This is a genomic window from Pseudomonas sp. LFM046, assembly GCF_000949385.2.
Lineage (GTDB): Bacteria > Pseudomonadota > Gammaproteobacteria > Pseudomonadales > Pseudomonadaceae > Metapseudomonas.
This window is the reverse complement of record NZ_JYKO02000001.1, coordinates 1,429,311-1,447,695: the sequence shown is the minus strand read 5'-3', so window position 1 is coordinate 1,447,695 and position 18,385 is coordinate 1,429,311. Positions and strand designations below refer to the sequence as shown.

General features: G+C 65.4%; 20 protein-coding genes. 14 read left to right on the top strand and 6 right to left on the bottom strand.

Going from position 1 to position 18,385, the window contains the following annotated elements:
- Positions 1 to 681: an NUDIX hydrolase gene (locus tag TQ98_RS06800; RefSeq protein ID WP_044871710.1), complete on the bottom strand. Its 681-nt coding sequence runs from the start codon at positions 679 to 681 to the stop codon at positions 1 to 3.
- Between the two features lie 275 nt (positions 682 to 956).
- Between TQ98_RS06800 and TQ98_RS06795 the strand changes: the two genes are divergently transcribed.
- Genes TQ98_RS06795 through nadE form a run of 3 tightly spaced genes read left to right on the top strand, consistent with a single transcriptional unit; the run spans position 957 to position 3,651 of the window.
- The gene (locus TQ98_RS06795; RefSeq protein ID WP_044871709.1) at positions 957 to 1,604 is read left to right on the top strand and encodes an isochorismatase family protein; all 648 of its coding nucleotides are present in this window, start codon (positions 957 to 959) and stop codon (positions 1,602 to 1,604) included.
- A gap of 2 nt (positions 1,605 to 1,606) precedes the next feature.
- Positions 1,607 to 2,812, top strand: a complete 1,206-nt coding sequence (gene pncB / locus TQ98_RS06790; protein ID WP_044871708.1) for a nicotinate phosphoribosyltransferase — start codon at positions 1,607 to 1,609, stop codon at positions 2,810 to 2,812.
- A gap of 11 nt (positions 2,813 to 2,823) precedes the next feature.
- Entirely contained in the window at positions 2,824 to 3,651 is an 828-nt protein-coding gene (gene nadE / locus TQ98_RS06785) for an ammonia-dependent NAD(+) synthetase (protein ID WP_044871707.1), read from the top strand.
- A 129-nt stretch (positions 3,652 to 3,780) separates the two neighbouring features.
- On the opposite strand, the gene dcd is transcribed toward nadE, so the two are convergent.
- Both dcd and apbC read right to left on the bottom strand, forming a co-directional pair.
- Entirely contained in the window at positions 3,781 to 4,347 is a 567-nt protein-coding gene (gene dcd, locus TQ98_RS06780) for a dCTP deaminase (RefSeq protein ID WP_044871706.1), read from the bottom strand.
- A gap of 91 nt (positions 4,348 to 4,438) precedes the next feature.
- Complete coding sequence (apbC, locus tag TQ98_RS06775; RefSeq protein ID WP_044871705.1) at positions 4,439 to 5,533, bottom strand: iron-sulfur cluster carrier protein ApbC; 1,095 nt, start codon at positions 5,531 to 5,533, stop codon at positions 4,439 to 4,441.
- 146 nt (positions 5,534 to 5,679) lie between these two features.
- On the opposite strand from apbC, the gene metG reads away from it, so the two are divergent.
- The 11 genes from metG to TQ98_RS06720 all read left to right on the top strand — a co-directional run bounded on the left by metG (position 5,680) and on the right by TQ98_RS06720 (position 14,878).
- A complete protein-coding gene (metG, locus tag TQ98_RS06770) occupies positions 5,680 to 7,716 on the top strand; it encodes a methionine--tRNA ligase (RefSeq protein WP_044871704.1) in 2,037 nt (678 codons plus the stop codon).
- A 122-nt stretch (positions 7,717 to 7,838) separates the two neighbouring features.
- Positions 7,839 to 8,165, top strand: a complete 327-nt coding sequence (locus TQ98_RS06765) for a hypothetical protein (protein ID WP_052659169.1) — start codon at positions 7,839 to 7,841, stop codon at positions 8,163 to 8,165.
- On the top strand, positions 8,165 to 9,277 hold the full coding sequence (locus tag TQ98_RS06760; protein WP_044871703.1) for a glutathionylspermidine synthase family protein: 1,113 nt from the start codon (positions 8,165 to 8,167) through the stop codon (positions 9,275 to 9,277). Before TQ98_RS06765 ends, TQ98_RS06760 begins: the two co-directional genes overlap by 1 nt.
- A gap of 35 nt (positions 9,278 to 9,312) precedes the next feature.
- A complete protein-coding gene (locus TQ98_RS06755) occupies positions 9,313 to 9,711 on the top strand; it encodes a DUF350 domain-containing protein (RefSeq protein WP_044871702.1) in 399 nt (132 codons plus the stop codon).
- 125 nt (positions 9,712 to 9,836) lie between these two features.
- Positions 9,837 to 10,391, top strand: a complete 555-nt coding sequence (locus tag TQ98_RS06750) for an Rnf-Nqr domain containing protein (RefSeq protein WP_044871701.1) — start codon at positions 9,837 to 9,839, stop codon at positions 10,389 to 10,391.
- The gene (gene rsxB, locus TQ98_RS06745) at positions 10,388 to 11,764 is read left to right on the top strand and encodes an electron transport complex subunit RsxB (protein WP_044871700.1); all 1,377 of its coding nucleotides are present in this window, start codon (positions 10,388 to 10,390) and stop codon (positions 11,762 to 11,764) included. Before TQ98_RS06750 ends, rsxB begins: the two co-directional genes overlap by 4 nt.
- A gap of 12 nt (positions 11,765 to 11,776) precedes the next feature.
- Positions 11,777 to 12,784: an RnfABCDGE type electron transport complex subunit D gene (locus tag TQ98_RS06740; protein ID WP_044871699.1), complete on the top strand. Its 1,008-nt coding sequence runs from the start codon at positions 11,777 to 11,779 to the stop codon at positions 12,782 to 12,784.
- Positions 12,781 to 13,386 (top strand): RnfABCDGE type electron transport complex subunit G, encoded by a 606-nt coding sequence (locus tag TQ98_RS06735; protein ID WP_044871698.1) that lies wholly within the window; start codon positions 12,781 to 12,783, stop codon positions 13,384 to 13,386. Before TQ98_RS06740 ends, TQ98_RS06735 begins: the two co-directional genes overlap by 4 nt.
- Positions 13,383 to 13,955, top strand: a complete 573-nt coding sequence (locus tag TQ98_RS06730; protein ID WP_044871697.1) for an Rnf-Nqr domain containing protein — start codon at positions 13,383 to 13,385, stop codon at positions 13,953 to 13,955. Before TQ98_RS06735 ends, TQ98_RS06730 begins: the two co-directional genes overlap by 4 nt.
- Positions 13,952 to 14,590, top strand: coding sequence for an endonuclease III (gene nth, locus TQ98_RS06725; RefSeq protein ID WP_044871696.1), 639 nt, complete (start codon positions 13,952 to 13,954; stop codon positions 14,588 to 14,590). Before TQ98_RS06730 ends, nth begins: the two co-directional genes overlap by 4 nt.
- Positions 14,591 to 14,698: 108 nt before the next feature.
- On the top strand, positions 14,699 to 14,878 hold the full coding sequence (locus TQ98_RS06720; protein ID WP_044871695.1) for a hypothetical protein: 180 nt from the start codon (positions 14,699 to 14,701) through the stop codon (positions 14,876 to 14,878).
- A 331-nt stretch (positions 14,879 to 15,209) separates the two neighbouring features.
- Here TQ98_RS06720 and TQ98_RS06710 read toward each other — a convergent pair whose 3' ends face one another.
- The 3 genes from TQ98_RS06710 to TQ98_RS06700 form a co-directional block, all read right to left on the bottom strand.
- On the bottom strand, positions 15,210 to 16,523 hold the full coding sequence (locus TQ98_RS06710) for an FAD-binding oxidoreductase (protein ID WP_044871694.1): 1,314 nt from the start codon (positions 16,521 to 16,523) through the stop codon (positions 15,210 to 15,212).
- Positions 16,524 to 16,633: 110 nt separating this feature from the next.
- Complete coding sequence (locus tag TQ98_RS06705) at positions 16,634 to 17,998, bottom strand: glutamine synthetase family protein (protein ID WP_044871693.1); 1,365 nt, start codon at positions 17,996 to 17,998, stop codon at positions 16,634 to 16,636.
- Between the two features lie 107 nt (positions 17,999 to 18,105).
- Positions 18,106 to 18,315 (bottom strand): hypothetical protein, encoded by a 210-nt coding sequence (locus tag TQ98_RS06700; RefSeq protein ID WP_082073168.1) that lies wholly within the window; start codon positions 18,313 to 18,315, stop codon positions 18,106 to 18,108.
- Between the last annotated feature and the right edge of the window lie 70 nt (positions 18,316 to 18,385).

Below are 18,385 nucleotides of genomic sequence, written 5' to 3'. Positions count from 1 at the left end.
TCAGGAGAGCACGCTGCGGTCGAAGGTGTAGAGCCCACCCTCCCCGGGGCAATGGGCCAGGACATTCTGCGGGCGCCCCATCTTCGGCTGGTTCTTCTCGCCGGTGTCGAGTATCCAGCCCTGCCCCCTCATCTTCTCCAGGCGCCCACGCAACGTCGTGTGCTGCACTGGCTGGCCAAGGCAGGCCTGGAATGCCGCCAACGCCTCGGTGACGGTAAAGCGCGGGGCGAGGAGATGCAGCGGCATCGAGGTGTACACCGACTTGCCGGCCAGGCGCTCGCGGGCCTGGCGCACCAGATGCACGTGATCGAAGGGCAGGTCCTGCAGGTCGTCCAGCGGTACAAGTCGCAGGTCCTCGTCCGCCACCTGGAAGTCAGGGTCCAGCAAGGCCAGATAGAAGGTCGACAGCGACCAGCCACGGGGGTCGCGATGAGCATTGCCCACGGTGGCGACCTGCTCCAGGTAGCGCGGTAGCACCCGCGCCTTCTCCTCCAGCGCCCGCGTCGCGGCCGAATCCAGATCGGCGTCGGCACAGCGACCGTTGACCAACACGCCAGGCAACGCCCAGCAATCGGCAAACGGCGCCTGGGCACGACGGATCAGCAACACCTCCAATGCGGCCGCCGAATTCAGGTGCAGGGCGACGATGTCGACGCTGGCCAGAACTTGTGCAGAACTCATTACCACTCCCTATCGATTTCCAGTTCGCCGCGCAGCTCCGGCAGACACCGAACCTCGGGCAACACCCGGCCTTTGCCGAACCGCCGGCGAATACCCGAACTGTGCAGCACCCGCATTTCCTCCGCCACCACCAGGCCTGCCAATGGACGCCCTGTGTGCGGTTGTCGTGCGGTGGGGGGGGCAGCGCTCTTTTGCTGCGACCAATGCAACACTTGACTACATATTACATGAGATGGAATATGTTGCCAGACGCACCCAACCCCAGGAAAGCCGCCATGCGAATCGCCAGCTTCGATGTCGATGCCCAGAAGGGCTTCACCCCGCTCTGCCCGGCGGAACTGCCGGTGCCCGAGGGCGACCGTATCGCCGCGCCCCTGAACCTGCTCGCCGACCGGGCCGATCTGCGCATCGGCAGCAAGGACGCCCACAGCCCCCAGGCCGCCTGGGTGGTCGGCAGCCACGCGGAGATGCTCGCTCCGCTGCCGCTGTCCAACGCCGACGTCACCTGGGTGAGCCACTGCGTGCCCGGCACAACGGGCTTCGAACTGCTCGACGAGCTGCCTGCGCCGCTGGACTATGACTTCTTCGTCTGGAAAGGTGTCGAACCCGACCTTCACCCCTACGGTGCCTGCTACCACGACCTGGCGGAGAAGCGCAGCACGGGGGTCATCGAGTTTCTCTGGCAGAATGCCGTGACCCAGGTGCTGGTCGGCGGGCTGGCGCTGGACTACTGCGTGAAGACCACGGCCCTGCAACTGCGCCGCGCAGGCTTTGCGGTTATCGTCTACCTCCCGGCCTGCCGGGCGATCGCCCAGGCCACCGCGGAGGCCGCCTGCGCAGAAATGGAAGCCATGGGAATCACCCTGTGTCCCAGCGAAGAAGCGCTGGACGCCGCCTTGAACCGCATCGCGACGGAGGCCTGAACATGCCCGATAGCGCCTTTTCCGGCCGCATCGTCCAGAACCTGCTGGACACCGACTTCTACAAGCTGACCATGATGCAGGCGGTGCTGCACAACTACCCCAACGCCGAAGTCGAATGGGAGTTCCGCTGCCGCAACGATGAAGACCTGACGCCTTATCTCGCGGAAATCCGCTACCAGATCGAACAACTGGCGGACATCTCCATCACCGCCGACCAGCTCAACTTCCTCGAGCGCATCCCCTTCATCAAGCCGGACTTCACCCGCTTCCTCAGCCTGTTCCGCTTCAACCTGCGCTACCTGCAACTGGGCATCGAGGACGGCCAGCTCTGTGTGCGCCTGCGCGGCCCCTGGCTGCATGTGATCCTGTTCGAGATCCCGCTGCTGGCGATCATCAGCGAAGTGCGCAACCGCTACCGCTATCGCGACATCAAGCTGGTGCAAGCGCGCGAACAGCTCTACCGCAAGCTCGACTGGCTCAAGGCCAATGCCAGCGATGAAGAACTGGAAGGCTTCCAACTGGCGGACTTCGGGACCCGCCGGCGCTTCTCCTACAAGGTCCAGGAAGAAGTGGTGCACATCCTCAAGCGCGATTTCCCGGGGCGCTTCGTCGGCACCAGCAATGTCCACCTGGCCCGCGAGTACGACATCAAGCCCATCGGCACCATGGCCCATGAATGGCTGATGGCCCACCAGCAGCTCGGCCCGCGCCTGATCGACAGCCAGATCGCCGCCCTCGACTGCTGGGTACGCGAATACCGTGGCCTGCTGGGCATCGCCCTGACCGACTGCATCACCATGCAGGCCTTCCTCAACGACTTCGACCTCTACTTCGCCAAGCTCTTCGACGGCCTGCGCCACGATTCCGGCGATCCCCTGGAGTGGGCGGAAAAAGCCATCCGCCGTTACGAGCAGTTGGGCATAGACCCGCAGACCAAGACCCTCGTATTCTCCGACGGACTCGACCTGCCACGAGCGCTGGCGCTCTACCGCGCCCTGCGCGGGCGCATCCACGTCAGCTTCGGCATAGGCACCAACCTGACCTGTGACATTCCCGGCGTCGAGCCCATGAACATCGTGATCAAGATGACCGGCTGCAACGGCCAGCCGGTGGCGAAGATTTCCGATGCACCGGGCAAGACCCAATGCCGCGACGAAAACTTCGTCGCCTACCTGAAACACGTATTCCGCGTCACCGACGCCCAGTAAGGACTCCGCACATGAGCAACCGCCAGCAAGAAATCGCCAAAGCCCTGGACGTTGTCCCGCCCTTCGCCGACGAAGCCGCCCTGGTGGCCGAGGTGGAGCGGCGCAAGACCTTCATCAAGGACTGCCTGCGCAAGTCCGGCCTCAAGGTGCTGGTGCTCGGCATCAGCGGCGGCGTCGACTCCACCACCGCCGGCCGCCTGGCCCAGCTCTCGGTGGAGGAACTGCGCGCCGAAACCGGCGACGCCGGCTACCGCTTCATCGCCGTGCGCCTGCCCTACAACGTCCAGCACGACGAGGCGGACGCCCAGGTGGCGATGAACTTCATCCGCGCCGATGAAGAAGAAACCGTGAACATCGCCGACAGCGTGATCGGCCTCGCCGAACAGGTCACCCACCTGAACAACCTCACCGATGCCCGCCGCGATTTCGTCGCCGGCAACATCAAGGCACGCATCCGCATGGTGGCCCAGTTCGCCATCGCCAACGCCAACAACGGCCTGGTGATCGGCACCGACCACGCCGCCGAGGCGGTGATGGGCTTCTTCACCAAGTTCGGTGACGGCGCCTGCGACCTGGCCCCCCTCTCCGGCCTGGTGAAAAACCAGGTGCGCGCCATCGCCCGCTACCTGGGCGCGCCGGACAGCGCCGTGCACAAGGTCCCCACCGCCGACCTGGAAGAACTGCGCCCCGGCAAGCCGGACGAAGAAGCCCACGGCGTCACCTACGCAGAGATCGACGCCTTCCTCCACGGCCAGGAAGTCAGCCCCGAGGCCTACGCCATCATCGTGCGCACCTACGACAACTCCCAGCACAAGCGCATGCTGCCGCTGGTGCCCTGATCAGGTGATGGTCGCGTAACGGGCTGAATCGCTCACTCGCAGGGTGGGCTTCAGCCCACCGACGCCCTCTCCACCAGGCACAAAAAAGCCGGGCAATCGCCCGGCTTTTTCATTGCCGCCAGAAAGGCCTCAGGCCTTGGGCAGGGTCACCCCGGTCTGGCCCTGGTACTTGCCACCGCGATCCTTGTAGGACACTTCGCAGGACTCGTCCGACTGCAGGAACAGCATCTGCGCCACGCCTTCGTTGGCGTAGATCTTCGCCGGCAGGTTGGTGGTGTTGGAGAACTCCAGGGTCACGTGGCCTTCCCACTCGGGTTCCAGCGGGGTCACGTTGACGATGATGCCGCAGCGGGCATAAGTGCTCTTGCCCAGGCAGATGGTCAGCACGTCGCGGGGGATGCGGAAGTATTCCACGGTGCGGGCCAGGGCGAAGGAGTTCGGCGGAATGATGCAGACGTCGCTCTTGATGTCCACGAAGCTCTTCTCGTCGAAGTTCTTCGGGTCCACCACGGCCGAGTGGATGTTGGTGAACACCTTGAACTCGTCGGCGCAGCGCACGTCGTAGCCGTAGCTGGACACCCCGAAGGAAATCACCTGGCTCTCGCCCGAACGGCGCACCTGGCGCTCGACGAAGGGCTCGATCATGCCGTGTTCCTGGGCCATGCGGCGAATCCACTTGTCCGATTTGATGCTCATGGCGGTGTTCCTGTCAGGGGCTGAAAATTTGACGGCGAATCTTACAGTCCGGCGGAAGCCTCGGCAAAGGCCCCGCCGGATGGCCGGAACGTCAGTCGTCGCTGACAGTGATGTTCGGCATGGCGATGGCGGCCTGGTCGGACAGCGCAATGCGCGCCCCCACGCTGCGGGCCATCTGCTGGTAGATCATGGCGATCTGGCTTTCCGGATCGGCAATGGTGGTGGGCCGGCCACCGTCGGACTGCAGGCGAATGGCCATCGACAGCGGCAGTGACGCCAGCAGCTCCACGCCGTACTGGGCGGCCAGCTTCTCGCCGCCACCCTCGCCGAACAGGTGCTCGGCATGGCCGCAGTTGGAGCAGATATGCACCGCCATGTTCTCCACCACGCCCAGCACCGGAATGTTCACCTTGCGGAACATCTCCACGCCTTTCTTGGCGTCCAGCAGGGCCAGGTCCTGGGGAGTAGTCACGATCACCGCGCCAGCCACCGGCACCTTCTGCGCCAGGGTCAGCTGGATGTCACCGGTGCCCGGGGGCATGTCCACCACCAGGTAATCCAGGTCCTCCCAAGCGGTCTGGGTAATCAGTTGGATCAGCGCACCGGAGACCATCGGGCCGCGCCAGACCACCGGAGTGTTGTCGTCGGTGAGGAAGGCCATGGACATCACCTGCACGCCATGGGCTTCGATCGGCACGAAGAACTTCTGGTCGCGCACCTTCGGCCGGGTGCCCTCGGGGATACCGAACATGATGCCCTGGCTGGGGCCGTAGATATCGGCATCGAGGATACCCACCCGCGCGCCTTCACGGGCGAGCGCCAGGGCCAGGTTGGCGGCGGTGGTGGACTTGCCCACCCCGCCCTTGCCGGAGGCCACGGCGACAATGTTCTTCACGCTGGTCAGCGCCGGCACCTGTTCCTGGGCCTTGTGCGCCTCGATCACGCAATCCACCTGCACCTCGGCGCTGTCCACGCCGTCCAGGTTCTCCAGGGCCATCTTCAGCATCTGTGCCCAACCGGCCTTGAACAGCCCGGCGGCATAACCCAGTTCCAGGCGCACGCGGACCTTGCCGCCCTGGATATCGACCTCGCGCAGGCAACCGGCGCTGACCGGGTCTTGATCGAGGTGGGGATCGGTGAACTGGCGCAGGGTGGCTTCGACCTGGGCGCGGGAGAGGGTGCTCATGGCAGGACTCCAAAGAATAACCGAGCAAATCAGGCGGCTATCCTAACCGACCGCCCGGCCGCTGGGTCGCCCACGGGTGAAAAAATCGCGCCGGGCCTTTATAGTTGCCGACTTCCCTTTCGTTTCATATCCGGTAGCCGAGCACCATGACCGAGCCCCGCAAAATCCTCGTGACCAGCGCCCTCCCCTATGCCAACGGGTCCATCCACCTCGGGCATATGGTGGAGTACATCCAGACCGACATCTGGGTGCGCTTCCAGAAGATGCGTGGCAACCAGGCCGTCTACGTTTGCGCCGACGACGCCCACGGCTCGGCCATCATGCTACGCGCCGAAAAGGAGGGCATCACCTCCGAGCAGTTGATCGACAACGTCCGCGCCGAGCACACCACCGACTTCGCCGACTTCCTGGTGGACTTCGACAACTATCATTCGACCCACTCGGAAGAGAACCGCGTCCTCTCCAGCAGCATCTATACCAAGCTGCGCGACGCCGGCCATATCGCCACCCGCCCGGTGACCCAGTACTTCGACCCGGACAAGCAGATGTTCCTGGCCGACCGCTTCATCAAGGGCACCTGCCCGAAATGCGCGGCCGAGGACCAGTACGGCGACAACTGCGAAGTGTGCGGCGCAACCTACTCGCCCACCGAGCTGAAGAACCCGAAGTCCGCCATCTCCGGCGCCACGCCGGTGCTCAAGGAGTCCCTGCACTACTTCTTCAAGCTGCCGGACTTCGACGCCATGCTGAAGGAGTGGACCCGCAGCGGCGCCCTGCAGGATTCGGTGGCCAACAAGATCGCCGAATGGCTGGATGCCGGCCTGCAGGAGTGGGACATCAGCCGTGACGCCCCTTACTTCGGCTTTGAAATCCCGGACGCCCCCGGCAAGTACTTCTACGTCTGGCTGGACGCTCCCATCGGCTACATGGCCAGCTTCAAGAACCTCTGCGCACGTCGTCCCGAGCTGGACTTCGATGCCTTCTGGAACAAGGACTCCAAGGCCGAGCTGTACCACTTCATCGGCAAGGACATCGTCAACTTCCACGCCCTGTTCTGGCCCGCCATGCTCGAAGGCGCCGGCTACCGCAAGCCCACCGCGCTGAACGTGCACGGCTACCTGACCGTGAACGGCCAGAAGATGTCCAAGTCCCGTGGCACCTTCATCAAGGCGCGCACTTACCTGGATCACCTGCAGCCGGAATACCTGCGCTACTACTACGCCTCCAAGCTGAGCCGCAGCGTCGACGACCTCGACCTGAACCTGGACGACTTCGTGCAGAAGGTGAACTCCGACCTGGTGGGCAAGGTGGTCAACATCGCCAGCCGCTGCGCCGGTTTCATCCACAAGGGCAACGCCGGCAAGCTGGTGGCCGAAAACGCCGCCCCCGAGCTGTTCGCGGACTTTGCCGCTGCCGCGCCGAGCATCACCGACGCCTACGAGAACCGTGATTTCGCCCGCGCCATGCGTGAAATCATGGCGCTCGCCGACCGCGCCAACGCCTGGATCGCCGACAAGGCGCCCTGGGCCCTGGCCAAGCAGGAAGGCAAGCAGGCCGAGGTGCAGGCCGTCTGCGCCGCCGGCGTGAACCTGTTCCGCCAACTGGTGATCTTCCTCAAGCCCGTGCTGCCGCATCTGGCCGCCGCTGCCGAGCAGTTCCTCAACGTCGCCCCGCTGACCTGGGACGACCACAAGGTGCTGCTGGCCGACCACCAGCTGAACGCGTTCAATCCGCTGATGACCCGCATCGAGCCGGCCAAGATCGAAGCCATGATCGCCGCCTCCAAGGAAGACCTGGCCGCTGCGGCGCCCGCGCCCCAGGGCAACGGCGAGCTGGTGAAGGAGCCCCTGGCGGCGGAAATCGCCTTCGACACCTTCGCCGCCGTCGACCTGCGCATCGCGCTGATCGAGAAGGCCGAGTTCGTCGAAGGCGCGGACAAGCTGCTGCGCCTGACCCTGGACATCGGCGATGCCAAGCGCAACGTCTTCTCCGGCATCAAGAGCGCCTACCCGAACCCGAGCGAGCTGGAAGGTCGCCTGACCCTCTACGTCGCCAACCTGGCGGCGCGCAAGATGAAGTTCGGCGTCTCCGAAGGCATGGTCCTGGCGGCCGGCCCCGGCGGCGAGGATATCTACCTGCTGAGCCCCGACAGCGGCGCCAAGCCCGGTCAGCGCGTCAAGTAAGTCCTCTCGAAAACGCCCGCATTTGCGGGCGTTTTCAGATCCACAACGTTCGGGGCCGAATTCCCCAAGCACAAGGAAGTCGCTATGCGCTCTGCGCCCTCTCCATTTGTGGCCAAGCAGCCATGAAGAAATCCTCCGTCGTGTTCAACAGCGTGCTCACTGGCGGCCTGCTGATGGCTTTCCTGCACCATGGCCCGGTCTACCGGGACCAGTACGCCACGCGCGAGGACTGCCTTGCCGACTGGCGAAACACCCCCGGCGCCTGCAACGAAGATTCCAGCTCGAGCGGCAGCTCCGGTGGCTCTGGTGGTGGCGACCGTTATTACGGCCCCAGTTATGAACGTGGTGCTCGCCCCAAGACGGCCGAGACCTGGCGCGCGCAGTCCCGGACCATGATCGCTCGCTCCGGGTTCGGTTCTTCCGGTGCGCGCTTCTCCGGAGGCGGCTGATGCAACGCGTGCATTTCACCCCGAGGAATAACTGGCAGTCCCGCTGCGAAGAAGTGGGGTTCACCTTCCACAGCATCGACGGGCGCTACTGGGATGAATCGGTCGCCTACCAGTTCAGCCTGGAACAGATCGAAACCCTGGAAGCGGCCACCGAAGACCTGCACCAGCGCTACCTGGAAACCGTCGATTGGGTCATCCGTGGCGGACACTTCGAGCCCTTCGCCCTGCCCTCCCAGGCCATCGAGCTGATTCGCGACTCCTGGCAGCGACGCGAGCCATGCCTCTACGGGCGCTTCGATTTCTCCTGGAATGGCCAGGGTCAGCCCAAGCTGCTGGAGTACAACGCCGACACCCCCACCGGCCTGTTGGAAGCCAGCGTGGTGCAATGGCATTGGCTCAATGACCAGCGTCCCGAGGCCGACCAGTTCAACGCCCTGCACGAAAAGCTGATCGCGCGCTGGCGGCAGATCGGCCAGGGCACCGTGCACTTCGCTGCCATCGACGGCCACGAGGAAGACACCGGCAACGCGCTGTACATGCTCGACGTGGCCAATCAGGCGGGGCTGGACGTGCGTTACCTGCCCATCGAGTCGATCGGCCACGACCCGTTCAGCGGCCGCTTCGTCGATCTGGACGACCAGCCCATTCGCCATTGCTTCAAGCTCTATCCGTGGGAATGGCTGTTCCAGGATGAGTTCGGCCAGCACATCGCCAGCAGCGGTGTCCGCTTCCAGGAACCCGCCTGGAAATTGCTGATGGCCAGCAAGGCGATGCTGCCGCTGCTCTGGCAGCGCTACCCGGACCATCCCAACCTGCTGCCCGCCAGCTTCAAGGACGACCTGCCCGGTGCCTACGTGCGCAAACCGCTGTACTCGCGGGAAGGGGAAAACATCCTCATCGTCGACGGCGACCGGCGTCTGGAAAGCCCCGGCCCGAGCCAGGGTCCATTCATCTACCAAGGCTTTGCGCCACTGGCCGAGGTAGACGGCAACCATGCCGTGCTCGGCAGCTGGGTCATCGGCGACCAGGCCGCAGGCCTGGGCATCCGCGAAGACGCCAGCCCGATTACCCGTGACAGCAGCCGCTTCGTCCCCCACTACTTCATCGATTGAACGCTGGCCCAAACCAGCCCAGGAGAAACATGCCCATGGAACTACTGCACGCCCTGTCGAACTTCCTGGCCTACTTCGCATCGGCCATCGCCCTGTTCTGCGTCTTTGCCAACCTCTACCTGCGCCTGACGCCCTACGCGGAAATCCGCCTGATCCGCGAAGGCAACCTGGCCGCTGCCGCCGCCCTGATCGGCAGCCTGATCGGCTTCGCCCTGCCGCTGTCCAGCAGCATTGCCAACAGCGTCGGCCTGCGCGACATGCTGGCCTGGGGGCTGGTGGCCATGCTGGTGCAGTCGCTGGTGTTCCTCGCCATCTCCAGGCTGGTACCTGAACTCAAGGAAGGGATCGTCGCCGGCAACCTCGCCCACGGCCTGATGCTGGGTGGCTGCGCCTTCTGCATCGGACTGATCAACGCCGCCTGCATCGTCTACTGAACGACTCCAGACCTGAGCTAGCCTTGTAGCAGGGCGCCAGCCATCCGGGCTGCGCCTCTGTACCGCTCCGGTTGCATCCCGGATAATACGCGGCCCTTTTTTCAGCCTGGCGACGTTCCGCCCCTATGACCGACTTTCTCTTCGCCCTGCTCGGCGCAGCCTTGGTCAACAACCTGATTCTCGGCCTGCCCCTGGGCGCCGACAGCTTGCGCCAGCCGCGCGGCCAGGCACTCGCCCTGGCCGGTGGCGCCCTCATCGCCCTGGCCACGCCCGTAGCCTGGCTGCTCGACCAGCTCGTACTCGCTCCGCTGGGCCTCGACTCGTTGCGCCTGTTCATCTTCCTGCCACTGCTGGTTTCGCTTGCCTGGGGCTGCCTCGTGCTGCTCGCCCGCGTGCGGCCGAACCTGAGCCAGGAAGGCCTCTGGCCCCTGCTGCTGGCCAATGGCGCGGCCCTGGGCGCCATGCTGGTCGGCAGTGCCGGTGGCTTTGGCACTGCGCTGGGCCTCGGCATCGGTGGCGGACTGGGCTTCTGGCTGGTGCTGACCCTGTTCGATGACCTGCTCCAGCAAGTGGACGACAGCCGGGTGCCGGCGCCCTTTCGCGGCACGCCCATGCTGCTGATCTGCGCCGGCCTGATGGGCCTGGCTTTCCTCGGCTTCAACGGAATGGGGACGCCATGAACCCGGCCAGCCTGATCCGGAGCATCGACGCCCTGCTCCCCCAGACCCAGTGCGGCAAGTGCGGCCACCCCGGCTGCAAGCCCTACGCCGAAGGCATCGCCCAGGGCGAAGCCATCAACAAGTGCCCGCCTGGCGGCGCCCCCACCATCCAGGCCATCGCCGAGCTGCTGCACGTCCCGATCCTGCCCCTGGACGCGCCCAACGGCCCGGTGCCGCCGCAGATCGCCTTCATCCGCGAGGCCGAGTGCATCGGCTGCACCAAGTGCATCCAGGCCTGCCCGGTGGATGCGATCGTCGGCGCAGCCAAGCAGATGCACACCGTCATCACCGACGAGTGCACCGGTTGCGAACTGTGCGTGGTGCCCTGTCCGGTGGACTGCATCGATATCCTGCCCCTGGCCGAACCTGCCGCCACGGCCCAGCGCCAGCGTGCCGACCAGTTTCGTACCCGCTTCGAATTCCGTAATGCCCGGCTGGCTCGAGACGAAGCCCGCCGCCAGGCCGAACGGGAAGCCCGCGCGGCCCGCGCGGCCCGCGCCGCCCAGGCCCAGCAGAGCACCGCCGCCCCGGCGGATGCGGTGCAGGCCGCCATTGAACGGGTGAAAGCGCAGAAAGCCGCCACCCCGAGCCTGAGCGAGCAGCAGAAGCGCCTGAAGATCGAAGCGGCCATGGCTCAGGTGGCCCTGAAGAAGGCCGAAGCCCAGTTCGACACCTACGGCACGTCCGACCTGAAGGCCCAGGTTGCCGAACTGCACGTCGCGAACGACAAGGCCCAGGCCGCTTTCAAAGCCGCAATGGACGTTCCAGCAGAAGGCCCTGTGGTCGTGGATGAGGCCGCCCTCAAGCAGGCCAAGATCGCCGCGGCCATGAGCCGTGCGCAGTTGAGCAAGGCCGAAAAGGCCTTTGGTGATGCGCCCACGGCTGAGCAACAAGCCCAACTGGCAGAACTGCGCGCGGCCGTGGAACAGGCCCAACAGCGCCTGGACGCCGCCCAAGGCGCCCCTTCCGCCAGCGAAGGCATGGCCCGCCTCAAGCAGGCCAAGATCGCCCTCGCCAGCCGCCGCGCGGAACTGAAGAGCGCCGAGCAGCGAGGCGCCGATGAAGCCGAGCTGGCGCCCCTGCGTCAGGCCCTGGCCGACGCCGAACAAGCCCTGCACGCTGCCGAAGACGCCAGCGGCAAGGAGCCGCCGAACCTGCAGCGCATCGAAAAGCGACCAGTGGACCCGGCCACTCGCGCCCTGAAGACCGAACTGGCCTACGCCCGCGCCGAAGTCAGCAAGCTGGAGCGCCAGGCCGACGCCGACCCCGCCGCCTTGGCCCAGGCCCGTGAGCGGCTGGCCACGGCCGAGCGGGCCCTCGCTGAACACGCCTGACCTTCAGCGGCCATGACGACCCGCCCGGCCTTCGACCCACGCCCCAGCATGCAACTGGTGCTGGTGGCCTGCCTGCCGGGCCTGCTGGCGCTGTTCTGGCAGTACGGCTGGGGCAGCGTGCTGCAACTGCTGGTCGCCCTCGTCACGGTCATCGCCTGCGAGGCGCTGGTGCGCCACCTGCGCCGCCAACCCGCCGCGCCCGAAGCATCGCTGTTCAACCAGCCGCTGCTGGGGGAAGGCAGCGCCCTGGTCACCGCCACACTGCTGGGCCTGGCATTGCCGCCCTACTCGCCCTGGTGGCTCACGGCCTGCGCCTGCACTTTCGCCATCCTGTTCGGCAAGGCGCTGTTTGGTGGCTTCGGCCAGAACCCCTTCAATCCGGCCATGCTCGGCTACGCGATGGTGCTGATGGCCTTCCCCGCCCACCTGAACCAATGGCCCACACCGGGCCATCACCCGGGCCTGGGCGATGCCCTGCAACAGGTGCTGGGCCTGGGGAGCGGCATGGTGGACGGCTGGAGCCAGGCCACCGCCCTGGATAGCCTCAAGCACAACAACCGCCTGACCATCGACGAACTCTTCGCCGGACACATCGCCTTCGGCAGCTTCGGCGGGCGTGGCGCGGAATGGGTCAACCTGGCGTTCCTCCTCGGCGGCCTGTTCCTGCTGCAACGCAAGGTGATCCGCTGGCACGCGCCAGTCGGGCTGCTGGCCAGCCTCTTCGTCATCAGCCTGCTGTGCTGGAACGGCTCCGGCTCCGACTCCAACGGCTCACCGCTGTTCCACCTGTTCAGCGGCGCAACCATGCTCGGGGCCTTCTTCATCGCCACCGAACCGGTCTCCGGCGCCGGCAGTGACCGCGCCCGCCTGCTGTTCGGCATCGGCACCGGGCTGCTGGTCTATGTGATCCGCACCTGGGGCGGCTATGCCGACGGCATGGCCTTCGCCATCCTGCTGATGAACCTGCTGGTGCCCACGCTCGACCGCCTCGCCGCACGCAGCCAGGAGGCGCAGTCATGAAAGGTCGCAGCCTGGTGATCTTGGCCCTGCTGACGGGCCTTGGCCTGGCACTGCTGGCGGGCGCGGACCACCTGCTGGCCAAGCGGATCGAGGCCGGGCGCCTCGCCGCCGATGAACGCGCCCTGCTGGACCTGCTACCCCCCGGCAGCTATGACAATCACCCCCTGGCCCGCCCCATCGCGCTGCCCCCCAGCGAACTGCTGGGCAACCCGGCACCGACGCAAGCCTGGCTGGCGACCCTTGCGGGCACTCCGGTAGCGGTGCTGCTGCCGGCCTCCGCCAAGGGCTACGAGGGGCCGATCCACCTGCTGCTGGCCATTCGCCCGGATGGTCGGTTGTTGGCCTCCAAGGTCCTGGGGCATCGCGAGACCCCCGGCATCGGCGACCGCATCGAATCCACGCGCAGCCCCTGGTTGAAGGTGTTCACCGACGCGTCCCTGGCCAACCATCCCGAGGCGGAATGGCGGGTCAAGGCCGACAAGGGCCAGTTCGACCAGATCGCCGGCGCCACCATCACCTCTCGCGCGGTAGTCAGTGCCACCCAGCACGCGTTGCAGTACTTCGACGGCCATCGCCGATTACTGCTGGAGACTGCGCCATGAATCCCGGCTACATCGGCCTGATGGGTCTGGCCCTGCTGGTGGGCGCCACCGACCTGCTGGTGAAGGGGGCGGGGCTCGCCCTGATCGGCCTCCCCCTGCTCACGCTGTTCGGCCTGGCCCTGCCGCTCCTCGACCGCCACCTGACAGACACCGCCTATTGGCTGAGTGCCCTGCTGCTGTCCGCTCTGCTGGTAAGCCTGGCCAGCCTGTTGTTGCAGGCCGGGGCCTACGAGCTGCACCGCGCCCTGGGGCCCTTCCCCTACCTGCTGGTGCTGCCCTGCCTGCAACTGGCACTGCGGGAGCGAGCGGATGCCCTCGAAGGTCTGCGCGCGGGCCTGTTCTTCGCCCTGCTCGCCCTGCTGCTGGGCGCCTCGCGTGAGGCTTTGGGCCATGCCAGCCTCTTCGCCCACTTCGACTGGCTGCTGGGGCCGGCCGCCCTCGGCTGGCCTCTCCAGTTCGGCACCGACGGGATTCCCCTGTTCGCCCTGGCGCCCGGAGCCTTTATCCTGATCGGTACGCTACTGGCGCTCTGGCGCCGCCTGACCAACCGGACCGCTGATACCCGATGAACGCCGCGAAACGCTACGAAATCTTCCGCCGCCTGCACGACGACGACCCCAACCCCACCACCGAGCTGGCCTACAGCACTCCCTTCGAACTGCTGATCGCAGTGATCCTCTCCGCCCAGGCCACGGACGTCGGCGTGAACAAGGCCACGGCCAAGCTCTACCCCGTTGCCAACACCCCGGAAGCCATCCATGCCCTGGGCGTGGACGGCCTGTCGGAGTACATCAAGACCATCGGCCTCTACAACAGCAAGGCCAAGAACGTCATCGAGACCTGCCGCATCCTCATCGAGAAACATGGCAGCCAGGTGCCGGACAACCGCGAAGACCTCGAAGCCCTGCCCGGCGTCGGCCGCAAGACCGCCAACGTGGTGCTCAACACCGCCTTCCGCCAGCCCACCATGGCGGTGGACACCCATATCTTCCGGGTCAGCAACCGAACCGGCATCGCCCCCGGCAAGAACGTGCTGGAAGTGGAGAAAAAGCTGCTGAAATTCGTACCCAAAGAATTCCTGCTGGACGCCCACCACTGGCTGATCCTGCACGGCCGATACGTCTGCGTGGCACGTAAGCCGCGCTGCGGGGCGTGCCGGATCGAGGATCTGTGCGAATACAAGGCGAAGACTTCTGACGATTGATAACCCATTAATCCAGTCGGGTTTTCGATTGAAAAAATCTTTTTTACCGGCCCTGGCTTTGTCGTTATAAGGTGCGCCAATAGCGCCCCGCATTGTGGAGTGAACCTTATGACCGCAGCCAAAGAAGACATCGAACTCGAAGAAGACTTCGTCTCCGAGGATGCCGACGATTCGGACGCCCCGGCAGAAACCGCGAAGACCAACCTGACCAAGCGTCGCATCATCGACAACTACCTCGAAGAGCGGCGTCTGCAGAAGCAACTCAACGATTACGACTTCGACCTGTAATCGGTACCTCTCAAAGCCCCGCAGATGCGGGGCTTTTTGTTGGTGTGCTCGCCCCCCATCGATCCACACCGCATGGGTATCGCTCCGCTCCACCCATCCTACCCAGTGACCAACACCGACAGACGCGCGCTTACGTGTGTAGGGGCGAATTCATTCGCCAAGGGACGCGCAGCGGCCCCCAATGAACCGAAGGGCGGACCTTCGGCCCGCTTGGCGATTGAAATCGCCCCCACAACAGAAACCCGATTGCCAACCGGCTGCCCAGCGCTCGAACAGCGGACAAAAAGAAGCCGGCACGAGGCCGGCTTATCAAGGACGCACAACAAATCGGTCAGCGCAGCTTTTCCATCATCTGGTAGTACCACATGCCCATCGCCAGCATGTGGTTGCCCAGGCGCTCGCTCAGGGGCACGCGGATGTGCTGGCAACGGGAGAAGGTGTCGAATTTCTCCAGGCTGCCGCTCATGGCATTGGCCATGACCTCACCCATGATGTGGGTGGTGGCCACGCCGTGACCGGAGTAGCCCTGGCAGTACCAGACGTTCTTCGACAGCTTGCCCAGCTGCGGAATGCGGTTGATGACGATGCCCATGGCGCAGCTCCACTTGAAGTCGATGTCCACGCCCTTGAGCTTCGGGAAGGTACGCTCGATGCAGGGCCGCAGCTCCGCCTCGATATCGCGGGAGTCGCGCCCGGAATAGTTGGCGCCACCGCCGAACAGCAGACGGCCGTCGGCGGTCATGCGGTAGTAGTCGAGGACGAAACGGCAGTCGTAGACGGCCAGGTCCTGGGGGTTGATCTGCTTGGCCAGGTCGCCCAGGGGCTTGGTGGTGACGATGCCGCCCATGGCCGGGAAGATCATGCCCTTGAGCTGCTTGCGCTCCAGCTTGTGGTACACGTCGCCGGCCAGCAGTATCTGCGCGGCGTTGATCCGGCCACGGCTGGTGATCACCGCCGGGCGATCGCCGTGGATGATGTCCTGCACCTCGGAGTGTTCGAAGATCAGCGCGCCGAGGCTGGCGGCGGCCTTGGCCTCGCCGATGCACAGGTTCAGCGGGTGCAGGTGCATGTTGCGGGTGTTCTTGATGGCGCCGACATAGAGGTCGGAATCCAGATGCTCGCGCACACCGGCGGCGTCCAGCAGGGTCACGTCATCGCCCATGCCGCGACGCACTGCTTCTTCATAGGACGCCTTCAGTTCGTCCATGTGCGAAGCCTTCATGGCCGCATGCAGGTGGCCATGCTTGAGGTCGCACTGGATGCCGTACTTGGCTACGCGGCTCTTGATGATCTCGTGGCCGCGCCAGCGCAGGTACCAGATGAAGTCATCCACGTCCTGGCCGATGAAACGGCTCATCTGCTTGCGCATGGCCGCATCGCCGGAGAGGCTGCCGGTGACCTGGCCACCGTTGCGGCCGGTGGCGCCCCAGCCGATCTTGTGGGTTTCCACCAGCGCCACCTTGTAGCCGCGCTCGGCCATTTCCACGGCGGTGGCAACGCCGGTGAAACCGCCGCCGATAATGGCGACGTCGACGTTCACCTCACCTTCGAGGGTCGGGTAGGCGGTCTCCTCGTTGAGGGTCGCGGAGTAATAGGACGGCGCACGCTCGGGGGCGGGCAGCGGGTGTTTGATTGCAGCGGTCATGGGTGGAGTCCTTTGAAAATGCACGAGGCTGTCAGGGCAGACCTTCGGCCTGCTTGGCGAATGATTTCGCCCCGACAAGAACAGCCTCGAATCAACACGGGAATTCAGGTTCAGGCCTGGGTCAGGTACCAGCGCCAGTCCTGCTCGCCGACTTCGGACATGAACTGGCGGTACTCGGCGCGCTTCACGGCCAGATAGACGCCGAGGAAGGCTGTGCCGAAGGCATCGCGGGCCCAGCTGGACTTCTCCAGGGCGCGCAGCGAAGTGAGCCAGTCGGTGGGCAGCAGTTCCTTGGCCTGGGCATAGCCATTGCCTTCGATCGGGCGACCCGGATCGATGTTTTCACGGATGCCACGGTGGATACCGGCGAGGATCGCGGCGGCGGCCAGGTAGGGGTTGGCGTCAGCGCCACAGATGCGGTGCTCGATGTGTCGGCTGTTGGCCGGGCCGCCCGGCACGCGCAGGCTCACGGTGCGGTTATCCACACCCCAGGTCGGCGCCAGGGGCGCGTAGCTGTTGGCCTGGAAGCGGCGGTAGGAGTTGGCGTTGGGGCAGAACATCAGCAGCGAATCCAGCAGGCTCTCGAGCATGCCGCCCACCGCCTGACGCAGCAGAGGTGTGCCGGCCGGGTCCTCGCTGGCGAACAGGTTGCGGCCTTCGCCATCGGCCAGGCTCACGTGCATGTGCATGCCGGTGCCGGCGATCTCGGCGAAGGGCTTGGCCATGAAGCAGGCCTGCATGCCGTGGGCATGGGCCACGCCCTTGACCAGGCGCTTGTAGCGCACGGCCTGGTCCATGGCGTCGAGCGCGTCGCCATGTTCGAGGGTGATCTCTACCTGGCCCGGCGCGTATTCGGAAATGGCGGTACGGGCCGGAATGCCTTGCGCCTTGCAGGCGGCATAGAGGTCGGCGAGGAACGGCTCGATCTGCTCCAGCTCACGCAGGCCGTAGACCTGGGTGCTGCGCGGGCGGTTGCCGTCGGCGTCCAGCGCCGGTTGCGGGCGGCCGGCGGCGTCGCGCTTCTGGTCCAGCAGATAGAACTCCAGCTCGCAGGCCATCACGGGGTGGAAGCCATCGGCCTTGAGGCGGTCGATCACTTCGACCAGCACGTGGCGCGGATCGGCGATGGCGGCGGGCATGCCCTCCTGCGGGTGCATGCAGACCTGCACGGCGGCGGTGGGCATCTTGCGCCAGGGCAGGCGCACCAGGCTGCCAGCCAGCGGGTAGGCACGGCAGTCGATGTCACCCACATCCCAGACCAGGCCGGAGTCATCCACATCCTCGCCGTGCATGGTCAGGCCGAGGATGGTGCTGGGCAGCGGGCGACCGCTCTCGTAGACCGCCAGCAGTTCGTCGCGGTGCAGCAGCTTGCCGCGAGGAACGCCGTTGGCGTCGAGGATGAAGAGTTCAAAGGCGTCGATGTCCGGGTTCTGCTCGAGGAAATCCCGGGCTTCCTGCACGCTGGCAAATTTCATGGCGCTCTCTTTAGTGCCCGCAGGCACGCAATCAGGCCCTCACCGACTGGGGCGAGGGATAACATTCTCGTTCTAGGTAGGAATTGCCGCGCGAGTGGCGGCGGGGATCAGGCGAGAGCGCTATCCGGCGGACGAGCGTGGCGGCAATGCCAGAGCGCCCAGAAGGCGAGTTCGAGCGGCAGGGAAATCAGGAGATGGGCGGCCCACTTGCGGGAGAACTGGACCTTGGGTGTCACTCCGGGAGCACGGCGCACGGCGCGTACCAGCCCAAGGGGCAAGGCGGCCAGCAGCGATTGGAGCGGAGTGGGACAACCCATGAGGGAAAGCCGTGTTATTGGAATGCCCAGCAGGCTCGCACGGCGCAAAGGGTCAATAAAATTCAGGTTT

Excerpts from the sequence above, each read along its gene's own strand:
- TQ98_RS06800 (WP_044871710.1), bottom strand. The coding sequence starts at position 681 with ATGAGTTCTGCACAAGTTCTGGCCAGCGTCGACATCGTCGCCCTGCAC.
- rsxB (WP_044871700.1), top strand. The coding sequence starts at position 10,388 with ATGAACCCGGCCAGCCTGATCCGGAGCATCGACGCCCTGCTCCCCCAG.
- nadE (WP_044871707.1), top strand. The coding sequence starts at position 2,824 with ATGAGCAACCGCCAGCAAGAAATCGCCAAAGCCCTGGACGTTGTCCCG.
- TQ98_RS06750 (WP_044871701.1), top strand. The coding sequence starts at position 9,837 with ATGACCGACTTTCTCTTCGCCCTGCTCGGCGCAGCCTTGGTCAACAAC.
- nth (WP_044871696.1), top strand. The coding sequence starts at position 13,952 with ATGAACGCCGCGAAACGCTACGAAATCTTCCGCCGCCTGCACGACGAC.
- metG (WP_044871704.1), top strand. The coding sequence starts at position 5,680 with ATGACCGAGCCCCGCAAAATCCTCGTGACCAGCGCCCTCCCCTATGCC.
- TQ98_RS06720 (WP_044871695.1), top strand. The coding sequence starts at position 14,699 with ATGACCGCAGCCAAAGAAGACATCGAACTCGAAGAAGACTTCGTCTCC.
- TQ98_RS06735 (WP_044871698.1), top strand. The coding sequence starts at position 12,781 with ATGAAAGGTCGCAGCCTGGTGATCTTGGCCCTGCTGACGGGCCTTGGC.
- TQ98_RS06730 (WP_044871697.1), top strand. The coding sequence starts at position 13,383 with ATGAATCCCGGCTACATCGGCCTGATGGGTCTGGCCCTGCTGGTGGGC.
- TQ98_RS06765 (WP_052659169.1), top strand. The coding sequence starts at position 7,839 with ATGAAGAAATCCTCCGTCGTGTTCAACAGCGTGCTCACTGGCGGCCTG.
- dcd (WP_044871706.1), bottom strand. The coding sequence starts at position 4,347 with ATGAGCATCAAATCGGACAAGTGGATTCGCCGCATGGCCCAGGAACAC.
- TQ98_RS06760 (WP_044871703.1), top strand. The coding sequence starts at position 8,165 with ATGCAACGCGTGCATTTCACCCCGAGGAATAACTGGCAGTCCCGCTGC.
- pncB (WP_044871708.1), top strand. The coding sequence starts at position 1,607 with ATGCCCGATAGCGCCTTTTCCGGCCGCATCGTCCAGAACCTGCTGGAC.
- TQ98_RS06705 (WP_044871693.1), bottom strand. The coding sequence starts at position 17,998 with ATGAAATTTGCCAGCGTGCAGGAAGCCCGGGATTTCCTCGAGCAGAAC.
- TQ98_RS06795 (WP_044871709.1), top strand. The coding sequence starts at position 957 with ATGCGAATCGCCAGCTTCGATGTCGATGCCCAGAAGGGCTTCACCCCG.
- apbC (WP_044871705.1), bottom strand. The coding sequence starts at position 5,533 with ATGAGCACCCTCTCCCGCGCCCAGGTCGAAGCCACCCTGCGCCAGTTC.
- TQ98_RS06700 (WP_082073168.1), bottom strand. The coding sequence starts at position 18,315 with ATGGGTTGTCCCACTCCGCTCCAATCGCTGCTGGCCGCCTTGCCCCTT.
- TQ98_RS06740 (WP_044871699.1), top strand. The coding sequence starts at position 11,777 with ATGACGACCCGCCCGGCCTTCGACCCACGCCCCAGCATGCAACTGGTG.
- TQ98_RS06710 (WP_044871694.1), bottom strand. The coding sequence starts at position 16,523 with ATGACCGCTGCAATCAAACACCCGCTGCCCGCCCCCGAGCGTGCGCCG.
- TQ98_RS06755 (WP_044871702.1), top strand. The coding sequence starts at position 9,313 with ATGGAACTACTGCACGCCCTGTCGAACTTCCTGGCCTACTTCGCATCG.